Source organism: Sphingomonas daechungensis (genome assembly GCF_014489495.1).
GTDB classification, from domain to species: Bacteria; Pseudomonadota; Alphaproteobacteria; order Sphingomonadales; family Sphingomonadaceae; genus Sphingomicrobium; species Sphingomicrobium daechungense.
In genome coordinates this window covers 1,704,741-1,726,532 of record NZ_CP060780.1, presented here as the reverse complement: position 1 = coordinate 1,726,532, position 21,792 = coordinate 1,704,741, and the positions used below count along the sequence as shown (strand labels likewise).

Annotated in this window: 22 protein-coding genes and 3 pseudogenes; 2 read left to right on the top strand and 23 right to left on the bottom strand. The window is 63.5% G+C overall.

The features are described 5' to 3' along the window. Positions 1–111: 111 nt before the first annotated feature. The 15 genes and pseudogenes from nuoH to H9L15_RS09245 form a co-directional block, all read right to left on the bottom strand. Complete coding sequence (gene nuoH / locus H9L15_RS09305; protein WP_187713908.1) at positions 112–1,185, bottom strand: NADH-quinone oxidoreductase subunit NuoH; 1,074 nt, start codon at positions 1,183–1,185, stop codon at positions 112–114. Then, a pseudogene (gene nuoG, locus H9L15_RS09300) lies at positions 1,182–3,190 on the bottom strand (NADH-quinone oxidoreductase subunit NuoG). The gene nuoH and the pseudogene nuoG overlap by 4 nt, the downstream one beginning before the upstream one ends. Next, on the bottom strand, positions 3,190–3,669 hold the full coding sequence (locus H9L15_RS09295; protein WP_187713907.1) for a hypothetical protein: 480 nt from the start codon (positions 3,667–3,669) through the stop codon (positions 3,190–3,192). The pseudogene nuoG and the gene H9L15_RS09295 overlap by 1 nt, the downstream one beginning before the upstream one ends. A gap of 245 nt (positions 3,670–3,914) precedes the next feature. Further along, on the bottom strand, positions 3,915–4,049 hold the full coding sequence (locus tag H9L15_RS18825; protein WP_262984764.1) for a hypothetical protein: 135 nt from the start codon (positions 4,047–4,049) through the stop codon (positions 3,915–3,917). Further along, on the bottom strand, positions 4,046–4,624 hold the full coding sequence (locus H9L15_RS09290) for a hypothetical protein (protein ID WP_187713906.1): 579 nt from the start codon (positions 4,622–4,624) through the stop codon (positions 4,046–4,048). The genes H9L15_RS18825 and H9L15_RS09290 overlap by 4 nt, the downstream gene beginning before the upstream one ends. Continuing rightward, positions 4,621–5,930: pseudogene (gene nuoF, locus H9L15_RS09285) on the bottom strand (NADH-quinone oxidoreductase subunit NuoF). The gene H9L15_RS09290 and the pseudogene nuoF overlap by 4 nt, the downstream one beginning before the upstream one ends. Then, entirely contained in the window at positions 5,930–6,061 is a 132-nt protein-coding gene (locus tag H9L15_RS18820) for a hypothetical protein (protein ID WP_262984763.1), read from the bottom strand. The pseudogene nuoF and the gene H9L15_RS18820 overlap by 1 nt, the downstream one beginning before the upstream one ends. 13 nt (positions 6,062–6,074) lie before the next feature. After that, positions 6,075–6,755, bottom strand: a complete 681-nt coding sequence (locus H9L15_RS09280) for a complex I 24 kDa subunit family protein (protein WP_187713905.1) — start codon at positions 6,753–6,755, stop codon at positions 6,075–6,077. 184 nt (positions 6,756–6,939) lie between these two features. Next, complete coding sequence (locus H9L15_RS09275) at positions 6,940–8,169, bottom strand: NADH-quinone oxidoreductase subunit D (protein ID WP_187713904.1); 1,230 nt, start codon at positions 8,167–8,169, stop codon at positions 6,940–6,942. Next, positions 8,166–9,077 carry an NADH-quinone oxidoreductase subunit C gene (locus H9L15_RS09270; RefSeq protein ID WP_187713903.1) on the bottom strand — a complete coding sequence of 304 codons (912 nt, stop codon included), beginning with the start codon at positions 9,075–9,077 and terminating at the stop codon, positions 8,166–8,168. The genes H9L15_RS09275 and H9L15_RS09270 overlap by 4 nt, the downstream gene beginning before the upstream one ends. Further along, positions 9,055–9,552, bottom strand: coding sequence for a NuoB/complex I 20 kDa subunit family protein (locus tag H9L15_RS09265; protein WP_398286929.1), 498 nt, complete (start codon positions 9,550–9,552; stop codon positions 9,055–9,057). The genes H9L15_RS09270 and H9L15_RS09265 overlap by 23 nt, the downstream gene beginning before the upstream one ends. Before the next feature lie 74 nt (positions 9,553–9,626). Next, positions 9,627–10,004 (bottom strand): NADH-quinone oxidoreductase subunit A, encoded by a 378-nt coding sequence (gene ndhC / locus H9L15_RS09260; RefSeq protein WP_187713902.1) that lies wholly within the window; start codon positions 10,002–10,004, stop codon positions 9,627–9,629. A 92-nt stretch (positions 10,005–10,096) separates the two neighbouring features. Continuing rightward, positions 10,097–10,908 (bottom strand): annotated as a pseudogene (locus H9L15_RS09255) (inositol monophosphatase family protein). A 4-nt stretch (positions 10,909–10,912) separates the two neighbouring features. Then, a complete protein-coding gene (gene efp, locus H9L15_RS09250) occupies positions 10,913–11,476 on the bottom strand; it encodes an elongation factor P (protein ID WP_187713901.1) in 564 nt (187 codons plus the stop codon). 66 nt (positions 11,477–11,542) lie between these two features. Further along, entirely contained in the window at positions 11,543–11,884 is a 342-nt protein-coding gene (locus H9L15_RS09245) for a M23 family metallopeptidase (protein WP_262984762.1), read from the bottom strand. A 15-nt stretch (positions 11,885–11,899) separates the two neighbouring features. Between H9L15_RS09245 and H9L15_RS17490 the strand changes: the two genes are divergently transcribed. Then, positions 11,900–12,112, top strand: a complete 213-nt coding sequence (locus tag H9L15_RS17490) for a hypothetical protein (protein ID WP_223276130.1) — start codon at positions 11,900–11,902, stop codon at positions 12,110–12,112. A 78-nt stretch (positions 12,113–12,190) separates the two neighbouring features. On the opposite strand, the gene H9L15_RS09240 is transcribed toward H9L15_RS17490, so the two are convergent. Then, positions 12,191–13,252: a L,D-transpeptidase family protein gene (locus H9L15_RS09240; RefSeq protein ID WP_223276129.1), complete on the bottom strand. Its 1,062-nt coding sequence runs from the start codon at positions 13,250–13,252 to the stop codon at positions 12,191–12,193. A gap of 40 nt (positions 13,253–13,292) precedes the next feature. On the opposite strand from H9L15_RS09240, the gene H9L15_RS09235 reads away from it, so the two are divergent. Then, positions 13,293–14,054, top strand: a complete 762-nt coding sequence (locus H9L15_RS09235; RefSeq protein WP_187713900.1) for a DUF72 domain-containing protein — start codon at positions 13,293–13,295, stop codon at positions 14,052–14,054. A gap of 63 nt (positions 14,055–14,117) precedes the next feature. On the opposite strand, the gene H9L15_RS09230 is transcribed toward H9L15_RS09235, so the two are convergent. From H9L15_RS09230 to tkt, 7 genes are all read right to left on the bottom strand, one after another. Beyond that, the gene (locus tag H9L15_RS09230) at positions 14,118–15,137 is read right to left on the bottom strand and encodes an outer membrane protein (RefSeq protein ID WP_187713899.1); all 1,020 of its coding nucleotides are present in this window, start codon (positions 15,135–15,137) and stop codon (positions 14,118–14,120) included. A gap of 145 nt (positions 15,138–15,282) precedes the next feature. Next, positions 15,283–15,954, bottom strand: a complete 672-nt coding sequence (gene thiE / locus H9L15_RS09225; protein WP_187713898.1) for a thiamine phosphate synthase — start codon at positions 15,952–15,954, stop codon at positions 15,283–15,285. 2 nt (positions 15,955–15,956) lie between these two features. Then, positions 15,957–16,856 (bottom strand): fructose bisphosphate aldolase, encoded by a 900-nt coding sequence (locus H9L15_RS09220; protein WP_187713897.1) that lies wholly within the window; start codon positions 16,854–16,856, stop codon positions 15,957–15,959. 18 nt (positions 16,857–16,874) lie between these two features. Continuing rightward, positions 16,875–17,264, bottom strand: a complete 390-nt coding sequence (locus tag H9L15_RS09215) for a TIGR02466 family protein (RefSeq protein ID WP_187713896.1) — start codon at positions 17,262–17,264, stop codon at positions 16,875–16,877. Positions 17,265–17,432: 168 nt separating this feature from the next. Then, positions 17,433–18,680, bottom strand: coding sequence for a phosphoglycerate kinase (locus tag H9L15_RS09210; protein ID WP_187713895.1), 1,248 nt, complete (start codon positions 18,678–18,680; stop codon positions 17,433–17,435). A 116-nt stretch (positions 18,681–18,796) separates the two neighbouring features. Then, positions 18,797–19,804, bottom strand: a complete 1,008-nt coding sequence (gene gap / locus H9L15_RS09205; protein WP_187713894.1) for a type I glyceraldehyde-3-phosphate dehydrogenase — start codon at positions 19,802–19,804, stop codon at positions 18,797–18,799. Next, positions 19,801–21,741 (bottom strand): transketolase, encoded by a 1,941-nt coding sequence (tkt, locus tag H9L15_RS09200; protein ID WP_398286927.1) that lies wholly within the window; start codon positions 21,739–21,741, stop codon positions 19,801–19,803. The genes gap and tkt overlap by 4 nt, the downstream gene beginning before the upstream one ends. Between the last annotated feature and the right edge of the window lie 51 nt (positions 21,742–21,792).

Genomic DNA, 21,792 nt, shown 5'->3' with positions numbered 1-21,792 from the left:
GTGGAAGACCGATCTTGTTCGAGGTAACCGCCCCGCCGCTGACGACAACGCTTCGCGGAGGTTCCACGACGCAGTTAAGTGACAGGACCTGAGCAGCTAGCCAAAGTTCAATCACGCAGCGCCTCCGTAGCGGGAGAACATGAGCCAGCCCGAGATGATGACGACGAAGAGAAGGCTGAGCGGAAGGAAAATCTTCCAGCCGAGCCGCATGAGCTGGTCGTAACGATACCTCGGCACCGTCGCCTTCACCCAGCTGAAGACGAAGAAGAAGAATCCCATTTTGAGGAAGAGCCAGATCGGGCCCGCCGACCACCCAAGAAGCGGAATTGTGTAGAGCGGCGCCCAGTTCACCGGCGGCAGCCAGCCGCCCCAGAACAGCAGCGCATTTAGAGCGCACATTAGTATGACGTTGCCGTATTCGCCGAGCCAGAAGAGCGCGAAGCTCATCGAGCTATATTCGGTCTGGTGTCCCGCAACGAGCTCGCTTTCCGCTTCGACGAGGTCGAACGGCGTGCGGAAGGTTTCCGCCATCGAGCTGATCAGGAACACGATCGCCATCGGGAACAGCAAGGGATTGAAGCCGTAGCCGTTCAACAGGCCAAATAGCTTGTGGCCCTTCTGCGCCATGACGATATCGGTCAGGTTGAAGCTGTTCGCGTAGAGCACGACGCAGATCAGCACGAAGCCGATCGACACTTCGTAGCTCACCATCTGCGCGGCCGCGCGAAGGGCCGAGAAGAACGGGTACTTTGAGTTCGACGCCCAGCCGGCGACGATCACCCCGTAAACGCCGAGCGACGACGCCGCGAGCACGTAGAGCAGGCCGACGTTGATGTTCGCCAGCACCACACCGTAGTCGAACGGAATCACCGCCCATACAATCAGAGCGGTCGTGAACGTCACGATCGGCGCGAGCAGGAACAATCCGCGGTTCGCGCCCGACGGGATGATGGTTTCCTTGAGGAAGACCTTCAGGCCGTCGGCAAAGCTCTGCAGCAGGCCCCACGGGCCGACCACGTTCGGTCCGCGCCGGAGGGCAATCGCGGCCCAGATCTTGCGATCGGCATAAATGATCATCGCCACGGCCAGCATCAGCGGCAGCGCAATGACGAGGATTCCGATGATCGTGGCGATCAGCCACGACCATTCGTAGGTAATTCCGAAGGATTGGAACCAGGCCGTCACTCAGCCGCCTCCTGCACCGTTCGGCCGTGAAGCAGCTCTTCCGAGCAGGTGTGCATGGTCGGGCTCGAGCGCGCGATGGCGTTGGTCAGGTAGAAATCGCGGATCGGGTAGACGATCGCGCCCTCCGCCTTCGCGTTGAGCTTTGGCGGCGACCAGTCGAAGGCGATCAAGCCGTCCGTACCGAGATGCGGAAATTCCTCGATCATCTTTGCCCGGAGCTGGTCGAACCGATCGAAGGGCAGCGGCGAACCGATCAGGTCGGAGACCGCGCGGAAAATCGTCCAGTCCTCGCGCGCCTCGCCCGGCGCAAATGCCGCCCGTTCACTGCGCTGAACGCGGCCTTCCGTATTGACGTAAGTGCCGTGCTTTTCCGCATAGGCCGCTCCCGGAAGGACCAGATCGGCCTGACGGGCACCGTTGTCGCCATGGTGGCCGATGTAGACCTTGAAGCTTCCAGCGAAGCGTGCGGGGTCCATCTCGTCGGCGCCAAGCAGAAGAACGATCTCAGGCTTGGCCTTCTCCAAATCTGCGATTCCGCCTGGCTGCGCATAGCCGAGGATCAGGCCCGCCATCCGAGACGCGCTTGTGTGCAGGACGTTGAAACCGTTCCAACCATCACGAACAAGGTTGAGGGACTTCACGAGCGCGAGAGACGCGCCAAGCGCGCCGGCGGCAAGGCCACCGGCACCGACGATCACCGCGGGACGTTGAGCGTTTGCAAAGGCTTCCGCGACGTTCTTGGGAAGCTTTCCGAGCAGTTTGAGATCGTTGCCGATCCAGCTGACCGGCATACCGAGGTCGATTTCGGGGCCAAGACCGAACACCCTGGCACCCTTGCGCGCCGCCTTGCGGAGCCGCGTGTTGACGAGCGGCGCTTCCCAGCGCGGGTTCGTGCCGACGAGCAGCACGACGTCGGCATCCTCGATGCCGGCAATGGTCGAGTTGAAATTGATCGCCGCGAGGCTCGATGCGTCATAGGTCAGGCCGGTCTGACGGCCTTCCAGAAGCGAAGACCCTTGCGCCTGAAGCAGCTTTCGCGCCGCGTACATCGTCTCGGCGTCGAGCAGGTCGCCCGCAACAGCCGCAACGTTCGCGCCCGCCGCCTTCAGTTTTGCGGCAAACAGGTCGAGCGCTTCACCCCAGGTCGCTTCGCGAAGCTTGCCCTTTTCCCGCACCCACGGGCGATCGAGTCGGTTGCGCACAAGCGCGTCGGCGTGGTGCCTAGTCTTGTCGCTGATCCACTCCTCGTTGACGTCGTCGTTGACGCGGGAAGGATGCGCATGACCTGGCGCTGGCGAACGTCGAAGCGAATGTTCGACCCCACCGCATCCATCACGTCGATGCCCGGCACACGGCGAAGCTCCCAAGGGCGGCTCTCGAAAGACTGCGGCCGCTGGAGCAAGGCCCCCACCGGACAGACGTCGGCGAGGTTGCCCGCCATCTCCGTCTCGACCGCTCTTTCGAGGTAGGACGTGATCTGGCTGTCCTCGCCGCGGTACAGCATGCCAAGCGCCGGGACGCCCGCAACTTCCTCGGAAAAGCGAATGCAGCGGGTGCACTGGATGCAGCGCGTCATCGCGGTCTTGATGACCGGGCCCATGTATTTGTCGTCGATGGCGCGCTTGTTCTCGTCGAAGCGCGAGAACGGGCGGCCATAGGCCATCGCCTGGTCCTGGAGATCGCATTCGCCGCCCTGGTCGCAAATCGGGCAATCGAGCGGGTGGTTGATGAGCAGGAATTCCATCACCCCTTCCCGCGCCTTCTTCACCATTGGCGTGTCGGTTCGGATCGACTGGCCGTCGGCGGCGGGCAGTGCGCAGCTTGCCTGCGGCTTCGGCGGACCAGGAGCAACTTCGACGAGGCACATGCGGCAGTTGCCGGCGATCGACAGCCGCTCGTGATAGCAAAAGCGCGGGATCTCCTTCCCGGCGAGTTCGCACGCCTGCAGGACGGTCGCGCCCTGCGGGACTTCGATCTCGGTGCCGTCGACGGTGACCTTGGGCATCAGTTCTTCGCAGCCTCCACTGCTGGTGCGGTCGCGGCCGTGGGTGCCGGCGTCGGCGCATTGAGCCGCTGAAACAGTGCCTCAGCAAGCGCTGCACGAAGCGCTGGACGGCTGGCCTGAAGCTTCACGCCGGCGCGAAGGCACTTGCCAAAGTTACCCATCAGTGCGCCGAATGCCGTGTTTTCTTCAGCGCTCGTCGGCTTGGTCCGCGACAGAGCCAACACGCCCGCCGGGTTTGTGTCGGCCACGCACGCGCCCATCTCGTCAACGCTGACATGCCGGCCGGTCACTGCGTACCAGTCGCGATTGTAAATCTGCTGGAGCGGCAGCGGTTGCAACGCGGCCGCTTTCTCATACGACCGTTCCAATCCCGCTTCTGCCAACATTCCACGAAGAATGTCCGGCGGAATGTTGATGCGCCGCTCTTCGACCATGTCGTTGCTAAAAACGATCCCGAAACACTGCACGCTGCCGCTCATCAGTTTGGCGTAGGCGGCTTCCTCTGCCGGTCGCGTCGCTGCGAAAAGCGTCTGCCGAACAAGGTCATTCCGGCGATTGAAAAGGCATTCGCCGAACTCTTTGGCGCCTTCAGCCTGATCCTTGGCTGTCAGCGTCGGCCCGGGCCGTCTAAAGTCGCCCAAACGGGAACCAGTCGGTGGCTCAGCTAGTGTCGCGCTCCCAGTTGCACCAAGAACGACGGAAATAAGGACTGCCCGAAGACACCTCATTCGCCCTTCTCCCCATCCTCGGTTTCGCGACGAGTCTCGATCGTCGTCACGCGTGGTCCGGCGCGCTGGGAAATGGCGATCCCGGCAATCAGTGCCAGCACCAGCAGACCTGCGATGAGCGCGACGCTCATTGGGCGGCCTTCGTAGGTGCGGAGAGGACGCGATAAGCAGCAAGAGCAAGCATCGATCGCAGGCCAGGCTTATTGATTTCGACCATGGCGCCTTTCTTCAGGCATTCCGAAAGGACCGGACCAAGCGGTCGCATTGCGTCGACTTCTTGCTTGGTCGCCGGGCTTGTACTCAACACCGCGGCGGTAGCCTGCGGCGCGTTGAGTACCGCACAAAGCGCCATTTCCTCTGACGGACTGCGCGCGGGAATCGGCTCGCGAGCTTCGTTAAAGGCCGTCTTGGTCGAAAGATCGGGGCCAGCATCCAGCTTAATCAGCGCTTCGGCCAGGGCACCGGCGAAAAGCAGACGGTTGAAGCGCAAGGTCGCGCCTGGCGCGCAACGATCATGCCCCTTGGCAATCGACCGCATGCGCTTGTCGTAGGCTTCGGTCCAATAATCCAGCGCCAGGATGTCGCGTGCACCTTGCGGCGTCTCCGAGACGACGCACGCGCCGAAATTGTGCATGGCGGTGACCGCCAGCTGGTCGTTCGAAAGAGAGCCGGCAGAAACAGCAACGAGGGCCAGAACAAGGCTCATTCCGCCGCCTCCAGCATGCCCCTGGCCGTGCGCTCGGCGATCCGGCGCTCGATTTCCGGGCGGAAGTGGCGGATCAGGCCCTGGATCGGCCAGGCGGCGGCATCGCCGAGGGCGCAGATGGTGTGGCCTTCGATCTGCTTGGTGACGTCGAGAAGCTTGTCGATTTCGCCGACCGACGCATCGCCTTCGCGGAGCTTCTCCATCATGCGCCACATCCAGCCGGTGCCTTCGCGGCATGGCGTGCACTGGCCACAACTCTCGTGCTTGTAGAAGTAGGAGATGCGGCTGATCGCGCGGACGATGTCGGTCGACTTGTCCATGACGATGACCGCCGCCGTGCCGAGGCCCGAGCCGAGCGCCTTCAGCCCGTCGAAGTCCATTGGCGCGTCCATGATTTCGGCCGCCGGCACCAATGGAACCGACGATCCGCCCGGGATGACTGCTAGAAGATTGTCCCAGCCGCCCCGAATCCCGCCTGCGTGGCGGTCAATCAGCTCGCGGAAGCTAATCGACATCGTTTCCTCAACCACGCACGGGCAATTCACATGACCCGAGATCTGGAAGAGCTTGGTACCCTCGTTCTTCTCGCGGCCGAAGCTCGCGAACCATGCCGGGCCACGACGCAGGATCGTCGGGACGACTGCGATGCTCTCGACGTTGTTGACGGTGGTCGGACAGCCGTAGAGGCCTGCTCCGGCCGGAAACGGCGGCTTCAGGCGCGGCTTGCCCTGCTTGCCCTCGAGGCTTTCGAGCATCGCCGTTTCTTCGCCGCAGATGTACGCACCCGCCCCGCGGTGGACGAACAGGTCGAAGTCATAGCCCGACCCCGCAGCGTTCTTGCCAAGCAGCCCAGCTTCATACGCCTCGGCAACGGCTTTTCGTAACACCTCGGTTTCGAAGATGAATTCACCACGGACGTAGATGTATCCGGCGCGGGCCCGCATGGCGAAACCGGCAATCAGCGCGCCTTCGATCAGCTTGTGCGGATCGTGGCGGATGATCTCGCGATCCTTGCACGAACCCGGCTCGGATTCGTCGGCGTTGATGACCAGGAAGTTCGGCTTACCCGGCTTCGGCTCCTTGGGCATGAAGCTCCACTTCATGCCTGTCGGGAAGCCCGCGCCGCCACGGCCGCGAAGGCCTGAAGCTTTCACTTCCTCGATGATGGCGTCCTGGCCCGCTGCATGAGCTTGGCAGTGTCGTCCCAGTCACCGCGAGCGCGCGCGGCCTTCAGCCACGGCTCCTGGAAGCCGTAGAGGTTGGTGAAGATGCGGTCCTTGTCGGCGATCGGGGTGACGCTACCCATCAGCTGACGACCTTCTTGCCGAAGAGAACGCTCAGGCCGCCAAGCAGCACGCCCAGGATAATCCAGACGATCCAGGCGCCGCCGGTGAACAGCTTGAACAGGCCAAGCAGCAGGAAAATGGCTCCGATCACCGCCAGGCCGCCTTTAGCTGGCGCTCCCATCACCACTGCCCCGATAATCGTAGTTCCGCTCGGCCATCTTCTTCAGCGTGGTCGGTCCGCCCTCCGGGCAGCTCGTCTTGCGCTCGACCTGCGGGCCCACCTTCGGATGCTCGCCGCGAGCAAGCGCATCGAGCACCGCGCCCATGCTCTCCTCGGTGAGGTCCTCGTAATTGTCGTCGTTGATCTGGACCATCGGCGCATTGGCGCAGGCGCCGAGGCACTCGACCTCGGTCAACGTGAAGAGCCCGTCCTCGGTCGTGTGACCCTTGCGAAGGCCTCGCAGCTCGCAGGCCTTCAGCACATCGTCCGAGCCGCGGAGCATGCAGGGCGTGGTGCCGCAAACCTGCACATGGAAGCGTCCAACCGGCACCAGGTTGAACATGGTGTAGAAAGTCGCGACCTCGAGCACGTGGATCGGCGCCATGCCAAGCTCGCGGGCCACGAATTCCATCACCGGAAGCGGCAGCCAGCCCTGCGTGTTCGCCTCTGCACCGACCTGACGCTGAGCGAGGTCGAGGAAGGGGATCGACGCCGACATCTGCCGGCCTTCCGGATAGCGCGCGACGATCTCCTTCGCCTTCCGCGCGTTCTCCGGCGTCCACTGGAAACCATCCCAGCGTGCCCGAACTTCCGGATCGTCAATGATTCCGCTTTGGCCGGCCATTAGCGAGATCCTCCGGCGCGGGCCCGGAGGTGAGCTCCGATGACAGCAGCTAGGCCGATGCCGAAGCCAAAAATCAGACCTGCAGGCAAATAGAATGATACCCCGCTAAGGGTGGAACCCAGCCAGTATCCAGCGGCGGTTATGGTGGCGGTAAAGACGAAGAGCGCCAAAAGCTTTGGAGAAGTCACCGGTCCACCTCCCCAAACACGATGTCGATCGCGGACAGCACGGCCGTCACGTCCGCGAGCATGTGGCCCTTCATCATGAAGTCCATCGCCTGCAGGTGCGAGAAGCCGGTCGGGCGGATCTTGCAGCGGTAGGGCCGGTTGGTGCCGTCCGCGACGAGATAGACGCCGAACTCGCCCTTGGGGCTCTCGGTCGCGACGTACACCTCGCCCGCCGGGACGTGGTAGCCCTCGGTGTAGAGCTTGAAGTGATGGATCAGCGCTTCCATCGACGTCTTCATCGTCGAGCGGCTCGGCGGGAACACCTTCTGGTCCTCAGAGCCGACCGGCCCCTTCGGCATTTCCTTGAGGCACTGCCGCATGATGCGCGCCGACTGCCGCACTTCCTCGACGCGGACCATGAAGCGGTCGTAGCAGTCGCTGGCGGTGCCGACGGGCACGTCGAACTCCATTCGGTCGTAGACCTCGTAGGGCTGCGAGCGGCGGAGATCCCACGGCAGTCCGGCTGCGCGGATCATCGGCCCTGAGAAGCCCCAGGCGATCGCGTCGTCCTTGTTGACGACGCCGATGTCGACGTTGCGCTGCTTGAAGATTCGATTGTCGGCGACCAGGCTGATCGCGTCCTCGAACAGCTTGAAGCGGGTATCGAGCCACTCCCCGAGGTCGACAAGCATCTTCTCCGGCAGATCGTAGCGAACGCCGCCCGCGCGGAAGTAATTCGCGTGCATGCGCGCCCCGGACGCCCGCTCGTAGAACTGGAGCGTGTCCTCGCGCACTTCGAACAGCCACAGGTTCGGCGTCATCGCGCCAACGTCCATGATGTGGCTGCCGAGGTTCAGCATGTGGTTGGAGATGCGGGTCAGCTCCGCCATCAACACGCGGATGTACTGCGCTCGCAGCGGCACCTCGAGACCGAGCAATTTCTCGATCGCCAGCACGAAGCTGTGCTCCATGCACATCGGCGAGCAGTAATCGAGGCGGTCGAAGTACGGGATCGCCTGAGCGTAGGTCTTGTACTCGATCAGCTTCTCGGTGCCGCGATGGAGGAGGCCCACGTGCGGATCGACACGTTCGACGATCTCGCCGTCGAGCTCCATGATCAGGCGAAGAACACCATGGGCCGCAGGGTGCTGCGGTCCGAAGTTGATCGTGTAGTTGCTGACCGCGTCGTCGCCGGCAGTCCCACCGCCGACGTTGACCTCAACCGTTCGCGTGCGCGTGTCGGTCATCCGGCGCCTCCACCGGGACGGCGGCGCGTCGTGCCCTTGGGCTTGGGATCAGGCGTGTCACTGGCCTTGCTGACTTCCGACTTCGCCTTGACGGCACGCGGCTTGCGGGCTTCCTTGGTGGCCTGAACGTCAGCCGGCTTGCCCGCGCCGGTCTGCGCAGGTGTATCGGTCGTCTTTGGCGTCTCGGCCGGAGTCTTGGCGTTCGTTGGCGCGGTACCGCTCGGCGTCGGGCCTGGCGAGGGTGCTCCCGCGCCCACCGGCTTCGCCTTCTCGTCGCCCGGGAGGACGTACTCCGTACCCTGCCAAGGCATCAGGAAATCGAACGTGCGGAAGTCCTGCGGCAGGTCGACCGGCTCGTAAACGACGCGCTTCTCGGCCTCGGAATAGCGAAGCTCGACGTGGCCCGTCAGCGGGAAATCCTTGCGGAGCGGGAAACCGTCGAAGCCGTAATCGGTGATGATGCGGCGAAGGTCGGGATGGCCAGCGAACAGTACACCGTAGAGGTCGTAAACCTCGCGTTCGAGCCAATTGGCGACTGGCCAGACGGCCGTTGCGCTCGGAACCGGCGAGCTCTCGTCAGTCAGGACTTTCACCCGAATACGCCGGTTCTTGGTCAGCGACAGAAGCTGGTAATTGACCTCGAACCGCTCAGGCCGCTCGGGATAGTCGCAGCCGGCGATTTCCATCAGCTGCTGGTATTCGAGGCCGGGCGTGTCGCGCAGCGTACGCAGCGCATCGACGACGCTCTCGCGGTGGACGGTCAGCGTGATCTCGCCGACATGGTCCTTCGCGTCGAGCAGGATCGGCCCGAGCGCATTGGTCGCGGCGTCGATGACCCCCTCGTCCGATGCGGTCTGGGGACGTGTGGAGCGAGCTTCACGGCCATCAGCGTTCGATCGTCCCCTCACGGCGGATCTTCCGTTGAAGCTGGAGGATTCCGTAGAGCAGAGCCTCCGCCGTCGGCGGGCAGCCCGGAACGTAAATGTCGACAGGCACGATGCGATCGCAACCGCGAACCACCGAGTAGCTGTAGTGGTAATAGCCGCCGCCGTTGGCGCAGCTGCCCATCGAGATGACGTAGCGCGGCTCCGACATCTGATCGTAGACCCGTCGAAGCGCCGGAGCCATCTTGTTGCAGAGCGTTCCGGCGACGATCATCACGTCCGACTGGCGCGGACTAGCGCGCGGGGCCGCACCGAACCGTTCAAGGTCGTAGCGCGGCATGTTCACATGGATCATCTCGACCGCGCAGCAGGCAAGGCCAAAGGTCATCCACCACAGCGACCCGGTACGCGCCCAGGTGAACAAATCCTCGGTCGTCGTGACCAGGAAGCCCTTTTCGTCGAGGCTCTGCTGAAGCTCCTCGAGCTTCTTGCGGTCGATGTCGCCCGGAACGAGGCCCGCCAGCCGGGCAAGCTCTTCCTCGGTCGGCATCGGGTCATGCCGGGGATCGAGCATCACTCCCATTCGAGAGCTCCCTTCTTCCAGGCATAGGCGAGGCCGAGGCCGAGTTCCGCGAGGAAGACCATCATGGCGATCCAGCCCGGCCACTTGGTGAAGTCGAGACTGACCGCCCACGGGAACAGGAATGCTGCTTCGAGGTCGAACACGATGAACAGGATCGCGACCAGGTAAAAGCGGACGTCGAACTGGGCGCGCGCATCCTCGAACGCCGGGAACCCGCACTCATATTCGGCGAGCTTGGCCGGGTCCGGCTGGTGCGCCCCGGTAAAGCGCGACACGATCATCGGCAGGATCACGAACGCGCTCGACAACGCCAATGCGATGCCGAGGAAGAGCAGGATCGGAAGGTATCCGGCAGCTACGCTGGACAAAGGGAAACTCCGGGGCTCGAAAACTTGGCGGGGCTTTAGGACAGAGGGTTGCGGGGGCAACCCGCTTACCCTCACGAAAATGGCCAAATTTGCTAGCGGAGCGCCCCTGCAATCAGCTTCTGCAGGCGGCTGTGGATCGATCCGGCCGCGGCGACATATTCCCGTCGCTCGAAGACGCGGTCCTGGCCGCGATAATCGCTGACGAATCCGCCCGCTTCCCGCACCAGAAGCACGCCCGCTGCACTGTACCAGGGATCGAGGTCGTCTTCCCAGAAGCCGTCCATCCGGCCCGCAGCAACCCATGCCAGGTCGAGGGCGGCGGATCCGAAGCGGCGGACACCGGCGACCTGCGGCCCAACGGCATTGTAGATCTTCGCCCACTCCGCCGCTTCGCCGCGACCGAAATGAGGAATTCCTGTCCCGATGACGCAATCCGCAAGCTCGCGGCGCGCAGACACGCGGAGCCGGCGGTCCTGGAGCCAGGCACCCCTGCCCTTCTCGGCCAGAAGCTCTCGTCGGTCAGCGGCTGGTATACCAGGCCGTGGGTGATTTCCGGCCGGCCGTCAGGGCGCTTCTCCTCGACGGCGATCGAAATGGAGAAATGCGGGATGCCGTGCAGGAAGTTCGTCGTGCCATCGAGCGGATCGACCAGCCAGCGCGGCTTGGACGGGTTGCCCTCAATGCTCCCGCTTTCCTCGGCCAGAATGCCCCAGTCAGGCCGCGCGTTGCGCAGCTCTTCCAGGATCGTCTGCTCGGCGCGCTTGTCGGCCATCGATACGAAGTCGGCCGGACCCTTGCGACTTACCTGAAGCTGTTCGACCTCCCCGAAGTCGCGACGAAGACGCGGCGCCGCCTTGCGAACGGCGCGCTCCATGACGGTGATGAGGCCGGAGTGAGCTACCATCTACTTAGTCGGCGCGGCGGACATATTCGCGGGAGTACGTATCGACGACGATACGGGTTCCGCTCGCAATGTGCGGCGGGACCATGACGCGTACGCCATTGTCGAGAACAGCCGGCTTGTAGCTGGAAGAAGCCGTCTGGCCCTTCACCACCGCGTCGGCCTCGACGATCGTCGCTTCGATCTGGTCGGGCAGCTGAACGCTGATCGGGCGCTCGTTGTAGAGCTCCATCACCACGTCCATGCCGTCCTGAAGGAACGCCGCCGGCTCGCCGATCAGGTCTTCGGCGAGCGAGACCTGCTCGTAATTATCCTTGTCCATGAACACGAGCATGTCGCCGTCATGGTAGAGGAACTGGAAGTCCTTAGTGTCGAGGCGGACGCGCTCGACAGTCTCTGCGGAGCGGAAGCGGACGTTGGTCTTGCGGCCGTCGATGAGGTTCTTCATCTCGACCTGCATGTAGGCACCGCCTTTGCCCGGCTGCGTGTGCTGGATCTTCACGGCGCGCCAAATGCCGCCTTCGTACTCGATGATGTTGCCCGGACGGATGTCCACGCCGCTGATCTTCATGACCGCCTACCTGCTGAGACTGGTGAAAGAGCCGCCACGGGCTGAACCCGCGGATTGGCGGGCGCCTTAGCCTTTGGTCCGTTTCCCGGCAAGCAGGGGGTAAGGGTTGATGGGCGTACCCTGGTACCACTTCTCCCCCGGAGCCATCTTGTTGATGGCAAAATGGAGGTGCGGGCCGTCAGGGCTGGCGTTTCCGGTGTGGCCGACCCGGCCAAGCACCTGGCCGCGCTTCACCCGCTGCCCTTCGGCAAGCCCCGGCTGATAGGCCTGGAGGTGAGCGTAATAGTAGGTCCAGTTCTGGTCGGGCGAGCGGACGTAGATTGTGTTGCCCCCACCGCCGTTGGAGAAGAACAGCTTCTCCACTGTCCCATCGGTCGCCGCGATCACCGGCTTCCCCTCGTCGGCCATGATGTCGATGGCATCATGAACCCGCGCTCCGCCCGCGCGTGCCTGCGTGAACGTGTCGGTCAGCTGATCGGCCTTGATCCCCTCTACCGGGATTGCGAGGCCTGCCGGTCCAACCTCAACGCCTTCAGCGATCGCAACCGGCGCGCCCGAAGGCGGCTGGACGACTGCGACATCGCCAGCCGACTTGACCTTGCGGGCGTCGGCGGTCGGGAGGACCCGGTGTTGTAGGCGAAAATCCAGAAGGCGCTTGTCAGGATTGCGGAGACAATTGCGGTTGTGACGACCCTGAACATCGCGCCTCCCGAATTAAGCGACGAATTTCGCCTGGAACCCAGGCTTCATGATCAGCGACAGGCGCATGACGTCCCAGTTGGTCATGCGCAGGCAGCCGTGGCTCTGCGTCTTGCCGATCAGTTGCGGCTCCGGCGTGCCATGAATGCCGTAATGCTCCTTGGTCAGGTCGAGCCAGGCGACGCCGACCATCCCGTTGGGGCCCGGAGGGAGCTTGTGCTCGGCCTTGTCGTCCGAAACATCCCAGAACAGGTCGGGCTGGTAGTTGAACGGCGGCAGGAACGAATAGGTCGTCGCCTTCCAATTGCCGAGCGGCAGCGGGTCGTGACTTGAGCCGGTTGTCACCAGGAACTGCGCAAGCAACTTGCCGTCGATCTTCCCGGATTCAGACGGGAACTCTCCCTCATAGACCTTCAGCGTACCGTCGCTCTTGTCGACGACGACATAGTCGCCGCGCGGCTGGCTACCCTCGATATTCAGCGCGTTGAGCAAGGGAGCCTGCTTGGGGTTCGCGCCAGTATACTCGCGCGACGCCGGAACCACGTTCGGAAGCGTAAGGGTTTGTCCAACTCCAATGAGCTTCTCCGGCCCATTCAGCGCCACGATCGTTTCCGGGGTCGTGTGATACCGTTCGGCCAGCTTCTCGAGCATGTTCCGGTATCCGAGGAAATCAAGCTTGGCCTGCTCCTCGGGCTTGGATGGCATTGGGTAAGTGAACGGTCCGCCAACGTCCTCGGCGCTCAGCTTCACGTCCACGGTGGCCGGACGGCTGTCGCGGCCGAGCTCCTGCTTGGTCTTCTCATCGAGCTTACCGGTGACCGGCAGCCCGTTGGCCTGCTGAAATCCTCGCAGCGCCTTCATCTGCGATGACCCCGCGCGGCCGTCGATCGCGCCTGGCGAGAAACCCGCCTCGTCGAGAAGGACCTGAGCCTGCAGCAGTCCAAGATCGATTTTCGCCGCTGGATTTGCGGACGCGGCGTTGGACTGAGCAGAGTTGGTCTCCGCCGTATTGGATTGAGCGAACGCCGCTCCGGCAAGCAAAGCGGCGGCGGTGAGGAACAAACTGTGGTGACGCAACGCAACTCTCCGAATTCAACAAGGTTCGGATGGTGCAACGATGCAAGATACAACTGTTTCCAATTCGCCCCGCGCGATCCGCATCGGCTGCTCCGGCTGGAACTACAAGCATTGGCGCGGCGCCTTTTACCCCGATGGCCTGCCGATGCGGCGCTGGTTCGAGTTCTACGCCGCGCATTTCGACACGGTGGAGATCAACAACAGCTTCTATCGCCTGCCGCCGCCCGCTACGTTCGACAAATGGCGTGAGCAGGCGCCGGAAGGATTTTGCTACGCCGTGAAGGCGAACCGGTTCATCACGCAGGCCAAGAAACTTCTCGACCCGGAAGAACCGCTGGAACGGATGATGACCTCAGTCCGGCACCTGGGCGATCGAACCGGTCCGATCCTCTACCAATTGCCGCCGAGCTTGAAGCGAAACCTGGAGAGGCTGGAGCGATTTCTACAAGCGCTGCCATCCGACGCGATCAATGTCTTCGAGTTCCGCGACCCAAGTTGGTACGTGCCGTTGACCTACGAGCTGCTAGACCGGCACGGCGCTTCGATTTGCGCCCACGATATGCGCGGCTCGGCGACCGAACGGATTGCCGTTGGGCCGGTCGCTTATGTCCGTTTTCATGGTGGTGTCGGTAAATATTGGGGCCGTTACGCGGACGAGCAGTTACATCACTGGGCGGAGTGGATGCTCGACCAAGCAAGCAACGGTCGCACGGTCTGGGCCTATTTCAACAATGATATCCACGCGCATGCCATCGCCGATGCCCGGACTTTGAAGTCAGTGCTCGACCAGGTCCGGCACTAGGCACAAAAAATCCCGGGCGAAGCAGCTGCCTCGCCCAGGATCCCCTTTAAGCGGAGCTAAAGTTTAGCCGCGCTCTGGCGCCGGTGGCGGCGGCGGAGGCGGAGGGGGCGGAGCTGGGCAAGCCTCGGTCGCCAGGATCACCGTTCCATCCGGACACGTCTGCGTCGACGGCGGCGGAGGGGGCGGAGGAGCCGGTGGAGGCGGCGGTGGGGGCGGAGGAGCGGCTTCCGCACCACCAAAGTTGAAGATCAGGCTGGCCATCAGGCTATGCGACCGGAACTTCGATTCGAAGTTGGTGAAGCCAACCGCATTGGTCGTGACATCGGTCGTGACCGGCGCGCCCGCCGCGTCGGTGCCGATCACCGTCTCCGGATTGCCCGCAAGCGCGAAGCCCGCGTTGCTGGAAAGATCGAGATTGCCGGTGCGGAAGTAGCGATACTTCAGGCCGATATCGATATTCCGGCTGAGCGCGTAGCGCAGCGCGGCAATGCCCTGGAACGCCCAGGCGCTGTCGCTCTCGCCGAGCGCCTTGACGCGAGCACGACCGGCGCCGGCTCCGACCGAGAAGGACAGGCCGTCGTCGTTGCCGAAATCAACCAGCGCGTTGATCATTCCCGACAGGACTTTGACGCTGCTGTTGTCGAGATCGATGTCGCCGCCGATCAGCGCCGGCAGCGGATCGACGATGTCCGGAGCGACGTCGCGGTCGGGCCGGTTGAGGGCGGTGCTGATCGCCGCCAGGTCCGTGGAGTCGACTTCGAGGCCGTCGATCTTTGAACGCTTGTAACCAAGCTCGCCCTCGAGCCGGAACATGCCGAAGTCGTAGCCGCCGATGACGTCCAGATCGTAGCCGCGCTTGTAATCGAGGCCGAAGGTGTTGTTGTAGGTGGCGTCCGCCGGACCGATGATCGTCGGCGTCGTCGCCACGGTTTGGGTGGTCGTATAATCCACCAACAGGTCAGCATCCTGATCCTTCGGGAACAGGACACCGCCTTCGATACCGACGTATCCGGCGTTGTCCCGCGCGGCTGCCGGAGACGCGATTGCAGCCGCCGCGGCGGCGGCGAGCAGATAGTTACGCATTGAGATTTCCCTTGCTTGCTTGTCGCGGCCTCCAACCGGTCAGCAGCGGCGAAGTTGCAGCGTTCCGCGGCTGTTGGGGGATTCGCTTTCAGCTTGTGTCGTTTGGGATACAGTTCGGGCGGTTATCGGCAGTTTCCCGCCGCCGTCAGATCAATGTCTGTTCAAACAGCTTCGCGAATTCCGTGACGACCTTCGCGACGTCCTCCTCACCCCACACGGCCTGGCAAACAGCGAGGAAGTCCGCGCCCGCGCGAACCAAAGGCTCGGCATTCTGCGGCGTGATGCCGCCGATCGCGACACAGGGGATCTCGAACACCGACGACCACCAGCTAAGGATCGAAGGGTCCGGACGATAAGAGGATGGCTTCGTCAACGTCGGGTAGAATGCGCCAAACGCCACGTAATCCGCGCCCGCTTCCCCGGCACTCATTGCAAGGTGTCGGCTGTCGTGGCAGGTTACGCCGATCTGCGCGCCCGGCCCAAGCACCGCCCGCGCCTCCCGCACGTCCCCATCGCCCTGGCCAAGGTGCACGCCGTCGGCGCCAAGGCGCTTGGCCAGGCCGATGCTGTCGTTGACGATGAACGCAGTGCCGGCGTCGGCGCAGATCCTCTGCAGCGGGTCCGCCCACCGGGCGAGCTCGTGCTCACCGACATCCTTCACGCGAAGCTGAAACGCGGCGACTTCACCCGTGTCGCAGGCGGCCTTCAGCCGGTCAGCGAAACCGCCGCCAACGTCTTGAGGCGAGATCAGGTAGAGGCGGCAGGCCTCCGTCCGCCGCGGCGGCGGAAAGTCTGCCGGATCGAAATCGTCCTCCACCGTTAAGCGGCAACCTTGTCGGTCGATGCCTCGTAGATTTCGTCGATCGCTTCACCGAGCTCACGATCGAAGTCGGCTTCGCTCGTATCGTGGCGAAGGCTTTCGAGCAGGGCGCGCGAGAAGCTGGCGATCATGCCTGGATTCTTCGCAAGCTCGCGGCAGGCGTCGGTTCGGGAAAAGCCGCCGGACAAAGCAACGACGCGCAGCACGCGCGGATGATTGACCAATGCATCGAACGTCCCGGGCACGGCTGGGATCGACAGCTTGAGCATGACTTCGCTGCCTTCCGAAAGCTGATCGAGATGCTTCAGGATTTCGTCGCGAAGCAGAACGTCCGCTTCGGCCCGCTCGGCGCTCTTGATATTCACTTCTGGCTCGATGATCGGCACCAGCCCGTGGCTGAGCACCTGCTTGCCGACCTCGAATTGCTGGGCGACGACGTCTGCAATGCCCTGCGGGTTGGCGAGATGGACGACCGAGCGCTCCTTGGTTCCGAAAATGCCCTTCTGGACCGCACGCTCCAGAAGCTGGTCGAGATCGGGGTTCGGCTTCATCAGCTGGACGCCGTTGGCCTCATCGGCGAGCCCCTTGTCGATCTTGAGGAACGGAACGACGCCCTTGCTCCAAAGGTAGGCTGGAACCGGCTGGCCATTGGCCTCCCCGTCCATGGTTCGCTCGAACAGGATCGCGCCGAGAACCTTGTCGCCGTTGAAGACCGGAGAGGAGATGATCCGCACCCGCATCTTGTGAACGAGATCGTACATCTCGGCATCCGACGACCACTCGTCGCCCTTGTAGCCGTAGCCCTTGAGCGCGCCCGGCGTCGATCCGCCGCTCTGGTCGAGGGCCGCGATGAAGCCGTTGGCGCTCTTCACCTTCGTCAGCATGTCGTGGTTCGGCATTGTCATCCCCATTCTTCGTTAGCGCCGCGCTAGTGCCGCGCGGATGTTCATTGCAACGGAAATCCGGTTTCCCTCCCCGAACCAGGGCTCCACACTGTGGAGCAGCCAGGCCGGAAACAGGACCATCAGCCCGCTCTTCGGTTCGATTTCGGTGCGGACATCAGGCCCGCTATCCCGAAAGCGCAAGCCCGGCGCATGCATCCTCAAGGCCGGCATGCGCGGATCGTGAAGGACGAGCTGCCCGCCCTCTCCTTCGCCCGCGCGAACGTAGTATACGCAGGACCAGTAACTACCGCCGTGAACGTGCGGCATGTTGAAGGCTCCGGACGTGTTCACGTTCGCCCAGATGTCGATGGTCCACTGCGGAGGCGGACGATCGGGACGATGGCCCGTGTGAGCGCTGGCCACGGCGGACGCATGATCGAGCAGGCGCCGCCCGGCGGTACCCGACCAGCGCGGGAAGTCGCGCTTCGACTGCCAACCCCGCGATTTGACAGCTTCAGTCCGGAATCCCGCTTGTGCTGTTCGAGAATGAGCGGTTCCAGCTCACGATTGAGCGCTTCTGCATCGCCGACTTCATCGACGATGACCGGCGTCGGAAAGAAATGCAGAAGCTTGGCGCTCATTGCTCCAGCGCGGCCACGCCGGGAGGGTTCGGCCCTCCATCCATTCGAGGAACGCACCGCCTGCGGTCGAGACGAAGGTGAAATCCTGCGTCACGCCGGCATGATTGAGCGCGGCCACCGTGTCGCCGCCTCCCGCGACGGACACCAGGGCACCGTCCTTGGTGAGCGCCGCCGCGGTCTTGGCGAGAGCGACTGTTGCGGTGTCGAACGGCGGCGTTTCGAATGCTCCAAGCGGGCCGTTCCAAACCAATGTGCGGCAGGTCTTGAGAGCGTCCGCGAGAGCTTCCACCGCCGCCGGTCCGACGTCGAGGATCATCTCGTCGGCCTGGACCTCGTGCACGTTGCATGTGCGCAGGCTCGGCGGGTTCCGGGCGAACTCCTTCGCGACAACCACATCGTATGGAAGATGGATCGTGCAGCCGGCCTCGTCGGCGCGATCAAATATCGCATTGGCCTCGCCGGTCAGATCATGCTCGCAAAGCGACTTGCCGACATCGACGCCGCGTGCGGCAAGGAAGGTGTTGGCCATGCCTCCGCCGATGATCAAATGATCGACCTTGCCGACAAGGTGGCCGAGCACCGCAAGCTTCGTCGAGACCTTGGCTCCACCGACAACAGCCGCGACCGGTCGCTCAGGCGAGCCAAGCGCCTGCTGCAGGGCCTTGAGTTCGGCCTCCATCGCCCGTCCAGCAAAGCTCGGCAGGAGGTGCGCCACCCCCTCGGTAGAGGCATGCGCACGATGGGCGGCAGAGAACGCATCGTTGACGTAATAGTCTCCAAGGGCCGCCATGCCCTTGGCCAGCTCCGGATCGTTCTTCTCTTCGCCCGCGTGAAACCGGGTATTCTCCAGGATGCCGATATTGCCGGGCAGCATCGTAGAAATCGCGCGCTGCGCTTCCGGTCCCTGACAATCCTCGATGAAGCGGACCGAACGCCCGGTTAGCTCCCACAGCGGCTTCACCAGCAGTGCCGTCGACATGTCGGGCCGGTTCTGACCCTTCGGACGCCCGAAGTGCGACAGAAGCAGGACGATTGCGCCCCGATCCGACAGCTCGGCGATCGTCGGAACGACAGCACGGAGGCGCGTGTCATCGCTGACCGAGCCATCCTGCATGGGTACGTTCAGGTCGACGCGCACCAGAACGCGCTTGCCATTCAGGTTTTCAGGAAGATCGTCGAGGGTCTTGAAAGCGCTCATGAATCAGCCCGAATGTTCCCAATGTTCACACTGACGAGCCTAGTTTCCGGGCTTTGGGGCCCATCGCACCGCTCATCAATCAGCCATAGTTCGATCCTACGCCTGTAGGACAGTCCTTAGCCGAGCTTGGCCATCGCCGTGGCGGTGTCGACCATGCGGTTCGAGAAGCCCCACTCGTTATCGTACCAGCTGACAACGCGGACGAGCTTGCCTTCGAGAACGGCCGTTTCGAGACTGTCGACGGTCGAGCTTGCCGAATTGTGGTTGAGGTCGATCGAGACGAGCGGCTCGTCGGTGTAGGCGAGGATGCCCTTGAGGCGGCCGCTCTCGCTGGCGGCCTTGAGCGCGCCGTTGACCTCTTCAAGCGTCGTGTCGCGCTTCGGCGTGAAGGTCAGGTCGACAAGGCTGACGTTCGGCACCGGAACGCGGACCGCGGAGCCGTCGAGCTTGCCCTTCAGTTCCGGAAGTACCTCGCCCACCGCACGGGCCGCGCCGGTGGTCGTCGGGATGATCGACATCGCCGCAGCGCGCGCGCGACGCAGGTCCGAGTGGATCTGGTCGAGAATCTTCTGGTCGTTGGTGTAAGCGTGGATCGTCGTCATCAGGCCGCGCTCGATGCCAATCGTGTCGTTCATGACCTTGGCGACCGGCGCGAGGCAGTTGGTCGTGCAGGAGGCGTTGGAGACGATCTTGTGCTCAGGCGTGAGCTTGTCGTCGTTGACGCCATAGACGACGGTCAGGTCGGCGCCCTTCGCCGGAGCCGAGATGAGAACGCGCTTGGCGCCCGCCGCGAGATGCTTTTCGCCGCCTGCGCGGTCGGTGAAGAAGCCGGTGCACTCCAACGCAATATCGACGCCGTTGGCGGCGTGCGGAAGGTTCGCCGGGTCGCGCTCGGCGGTGACGTGAATACGCTTGCCGTTGACGATGATGTCGTTGCCATCGGTCGTGACTTCGCCCGGGAAGACGCCGTGAACGCTGTCGCGCTTGAACAGCCAGGCGTTGGCCTTCGCATCGGCGAGGTCGTTGATGGCGACCAGCTCGAGACCGCTATCGGGGCGTTCCAGGATCGCGCGAGCCACCAGGCGCCCGATGCGTCCGAATCCGTTGATTGCAACTTTCGTCATTGGATGCCTCTTTGATTCATGTGGTTGAGCACCCTTGTGGCGATTGCCTCTGGGGTTAGCCCGAAGAATTCGTATGCGTCCTTCGCCGGAGCCGAGACGCCGAAGCGGTCAATGCCGATGCGCAAGCCGTGAAGACCAGTGTAGCGCTCCCAGCCGAAGGTCGTGCCCGCCTCGATCGAGACGCGGAGGATTTCGCGATTGGAAACGTCCGGCAGAATGTCCTCGCGATACTCGGCGGTCTGCGCGTCGAAAAGCTCGGTGGACGGCATGGAGACCACATCGGTGCCGATGCCCTGCCCTTCAAGACGTTCCGCGGTGTCCAGAGCGATCTCGACCTCGGAGCCGGTGGCGATGATGATGACCTTGCGGGCATTGCCGGCCGCCTTGAGACGATAGGCGCCGCGCGCGCAGAGATTGCCCTCGACGGCTACGGTACGGACCGGACGCAGGTTCTGGCGGGTCAGAGCGAGGACGCTCGGCTCCTTGGTCTCCAGCGCCAGCGCCCAGCATTCGGCAGTCTCGACCGCATCAGCGGGTCGAAAGACGTTCAGGCCCGGCATCGCGCGCAAGCTCTGGAGGTGCTCGATCGGCTGGTGGGTCGGGCCGTCCTCGCCAAGGCCAATGCTATCGTGGGTCATCACGTAAATGACCTTGGCCTGCTGCAGCGCCGAGAGGCGGATCGCCGGGCGGGCGTAGTCGGTGAACACAAGGAAGGTGCCGCCGTATGGGATCACGCCGCCATGCAGCGCCATGCCGTTCATTGCCGCGGCCATGCCAAACTCGCGGATGCCGTAGTAGATGTAGCGGCCGCCGTAATTGTCGGCGGTAAGCGGCTCGAGCGCCTTGGTCTTGGTGTTGTTGGAGCCGGTGAGGTCGGCGGACCCGCCGATCGTCGCGGTGACCACCGGATTGATCGCTTCGAGCGCCATTTCCGACGCCTTGCGGGTGGCGACCGTCGGCGGGTTGGCGATCAAGCTGTCGACATAGGGCTTGAGCCAACTGTCGTCGGCCTTGTTGGCCGTGCGGCTGACGAACTCGTCCTTCCTGCCACTCGCTCCGAGGCGCTTTTCCCACTCTGCCTTGGCCGATGCACCCTTTCGTCCGGCCTCACGCCACGTGCTGAGCACGTCCTCGGGAACTTCGAATGCCGGAAGTTCCCAATCCAGCTCCACACGCGCTGCAGCGACCTCGTCCTTGCCGAGCGCCGATCCGTGCGTTGCGGCCGTGCCCTGTTTGTGCGGAGCGCCGAAGCCGATGATCGTCTTGCAGCGGATCAGCGATGGACGCGGGTCGGCTTTGGCTTCGTCGATGGCGCGCGACACGTCGTCGGCATCGAGACCATCACACTCGGTGGTGTGCCATCCCGCGGCCTGATGCCGCGCGACGACGTCCTCGTTCCTTGAGAGCTCCGTCGAGCCGTCGATGGTAATCTCATTGTCATCCCACAGAACGATCAGGCGGCCGAGCTTGAGGTGGCCGGCGAGACCCGTCGCCTCGTGGTTGACGCCTTCCATCAGGCAGCCGTCGCCGGCGATCACGTAGGTCCAGTGATCGACGAGCTCGTCGCCGTAGACGGCATTGAGATGACGCTCGGCGATCGCCGACCCGACGGCCATCGCGACGCCCTGCCCAAGCGGACCCGTGGTGACCTCGACTCCGGGAAGCTCGAAGTTCTCCGGATGCCCGGCGGTAGGGCTGTGCAGCTGGCGGAAGTGCTCGATGTCCTCGATCGTCGGCCGCGCGTAACCGGTCAGGTACAGCAGCGCGTAGATCAGCATCGAGCCATGGCCGGCCGAGAGGATGAAGCGATCGCGGTCCGGCCAGTGCGGATCGGACGCGTCGAACTTCAGATGGCGTGTGAAGAGCGCGGTGGCCGCATCCGCCATGCCCATCGGCATGCCCGGATGACCGCTGTTCGCAGCTTCGACCGCGTCCATCGCCAAGGCTCGAATGGCATTGGCAAGTCGGCGTTGAGTCGGCTGCAAATC

Coding starts and splice junctions, on each gene's coding strand:
- H9L15_RS09295 (WP_187713907.1), bottom strand. CDS start 3,669: ATGAGCGGCAGCGTGCAGTGTTTCGGGATCGTTTTTAGCAACGACATG.
- H9L15_RS18825 (WP_262984764.1), bottom strand. CDS start 4,049: ATGAGCGTCGCGCTCATCGCAGGTCTGCTGGTGCTGGCACTGATTGCC.
- H9L15_RS09290 (WP_187713906.1), bottom strand. CDS start 4,624: ATGAGCCTTGTTCTGGCCCTCGTTGCTGTTTCTGCCGGCTCTCTTTCG.
- H9L15_RS09280 (WP_187713905.1), bottom strand. CDS start 6,755: ATGGCCGGCCAAAGCGGAATCATTGACGATCCGGAAGTTCGGGCACGC.
- H9L15_RS09275 (WP_187713904.1), bottom strand. CDS start 8,169: ATGACCGACACGCGCACGCGAACGGTTGAGGTCAACGTCGGCGGTGGG.
- efp (WP_187713901.1), bottom strand. CDS start 11,476: ATGAAGATCAGCGGCGTGGACATCCGTCCGGGCAACATCATCGAGTAC.
- H9L15_RS09245 (WP_262984762.1), bottom strand. CDS start 11,884: ATGGCCGACGAGGGGAAGCCGGTGATCGCGGCGACCGATGGGACAGTG.
- H9L15_RS17490 (WP_223276130.1), top strand. CDS start 11,900: ATGAACCCGCGCTCCGCCCGCGCGTGCCTGCGTGAACGTGTCGGTCAG.
- H9L15_RS09235 (WP_187713900.1), top strand. CDS start 13,293: ATGCAAGATACAACTGTTTCCAATTCGCCCCGCGCGATCCGCATCGGC.
- H9L15_RS09230 (WP_187713899.1), bottom strand. CDS start 15,137: ATGCGTAACTATCTGCTCGCCGCCGCCGCGGCGGCTGCAATCGCGTCT.
- H9L15_RS09220 (WP_187713897.1), bottom strand. CDS start 16,856: ATGCCGAACCACGACATGCTGACGAAGGTGAAGAGCGCCAACGGCTTC.
- H9L15_RS09210 (WP_187713895.1), bottom strand. CDS start 18,680: ATGAGCGCTTTCAAGACCCTCGACGATCTTCCTGAAAACCTGAATGGC.
- gap (WP_187713894.1), bottom strand. CDS start 19,804: ATGACGAAAGTTGCAATCAACGGATTCGGACGCATCGGGCGCCTGGTG.
- tkt (WP_398286927.1), bottom strand. CDS start 21,741: ATGGACGCGGTCGAAGCTGCGAACAGCGGTCATCCGGGCATGCCGATG.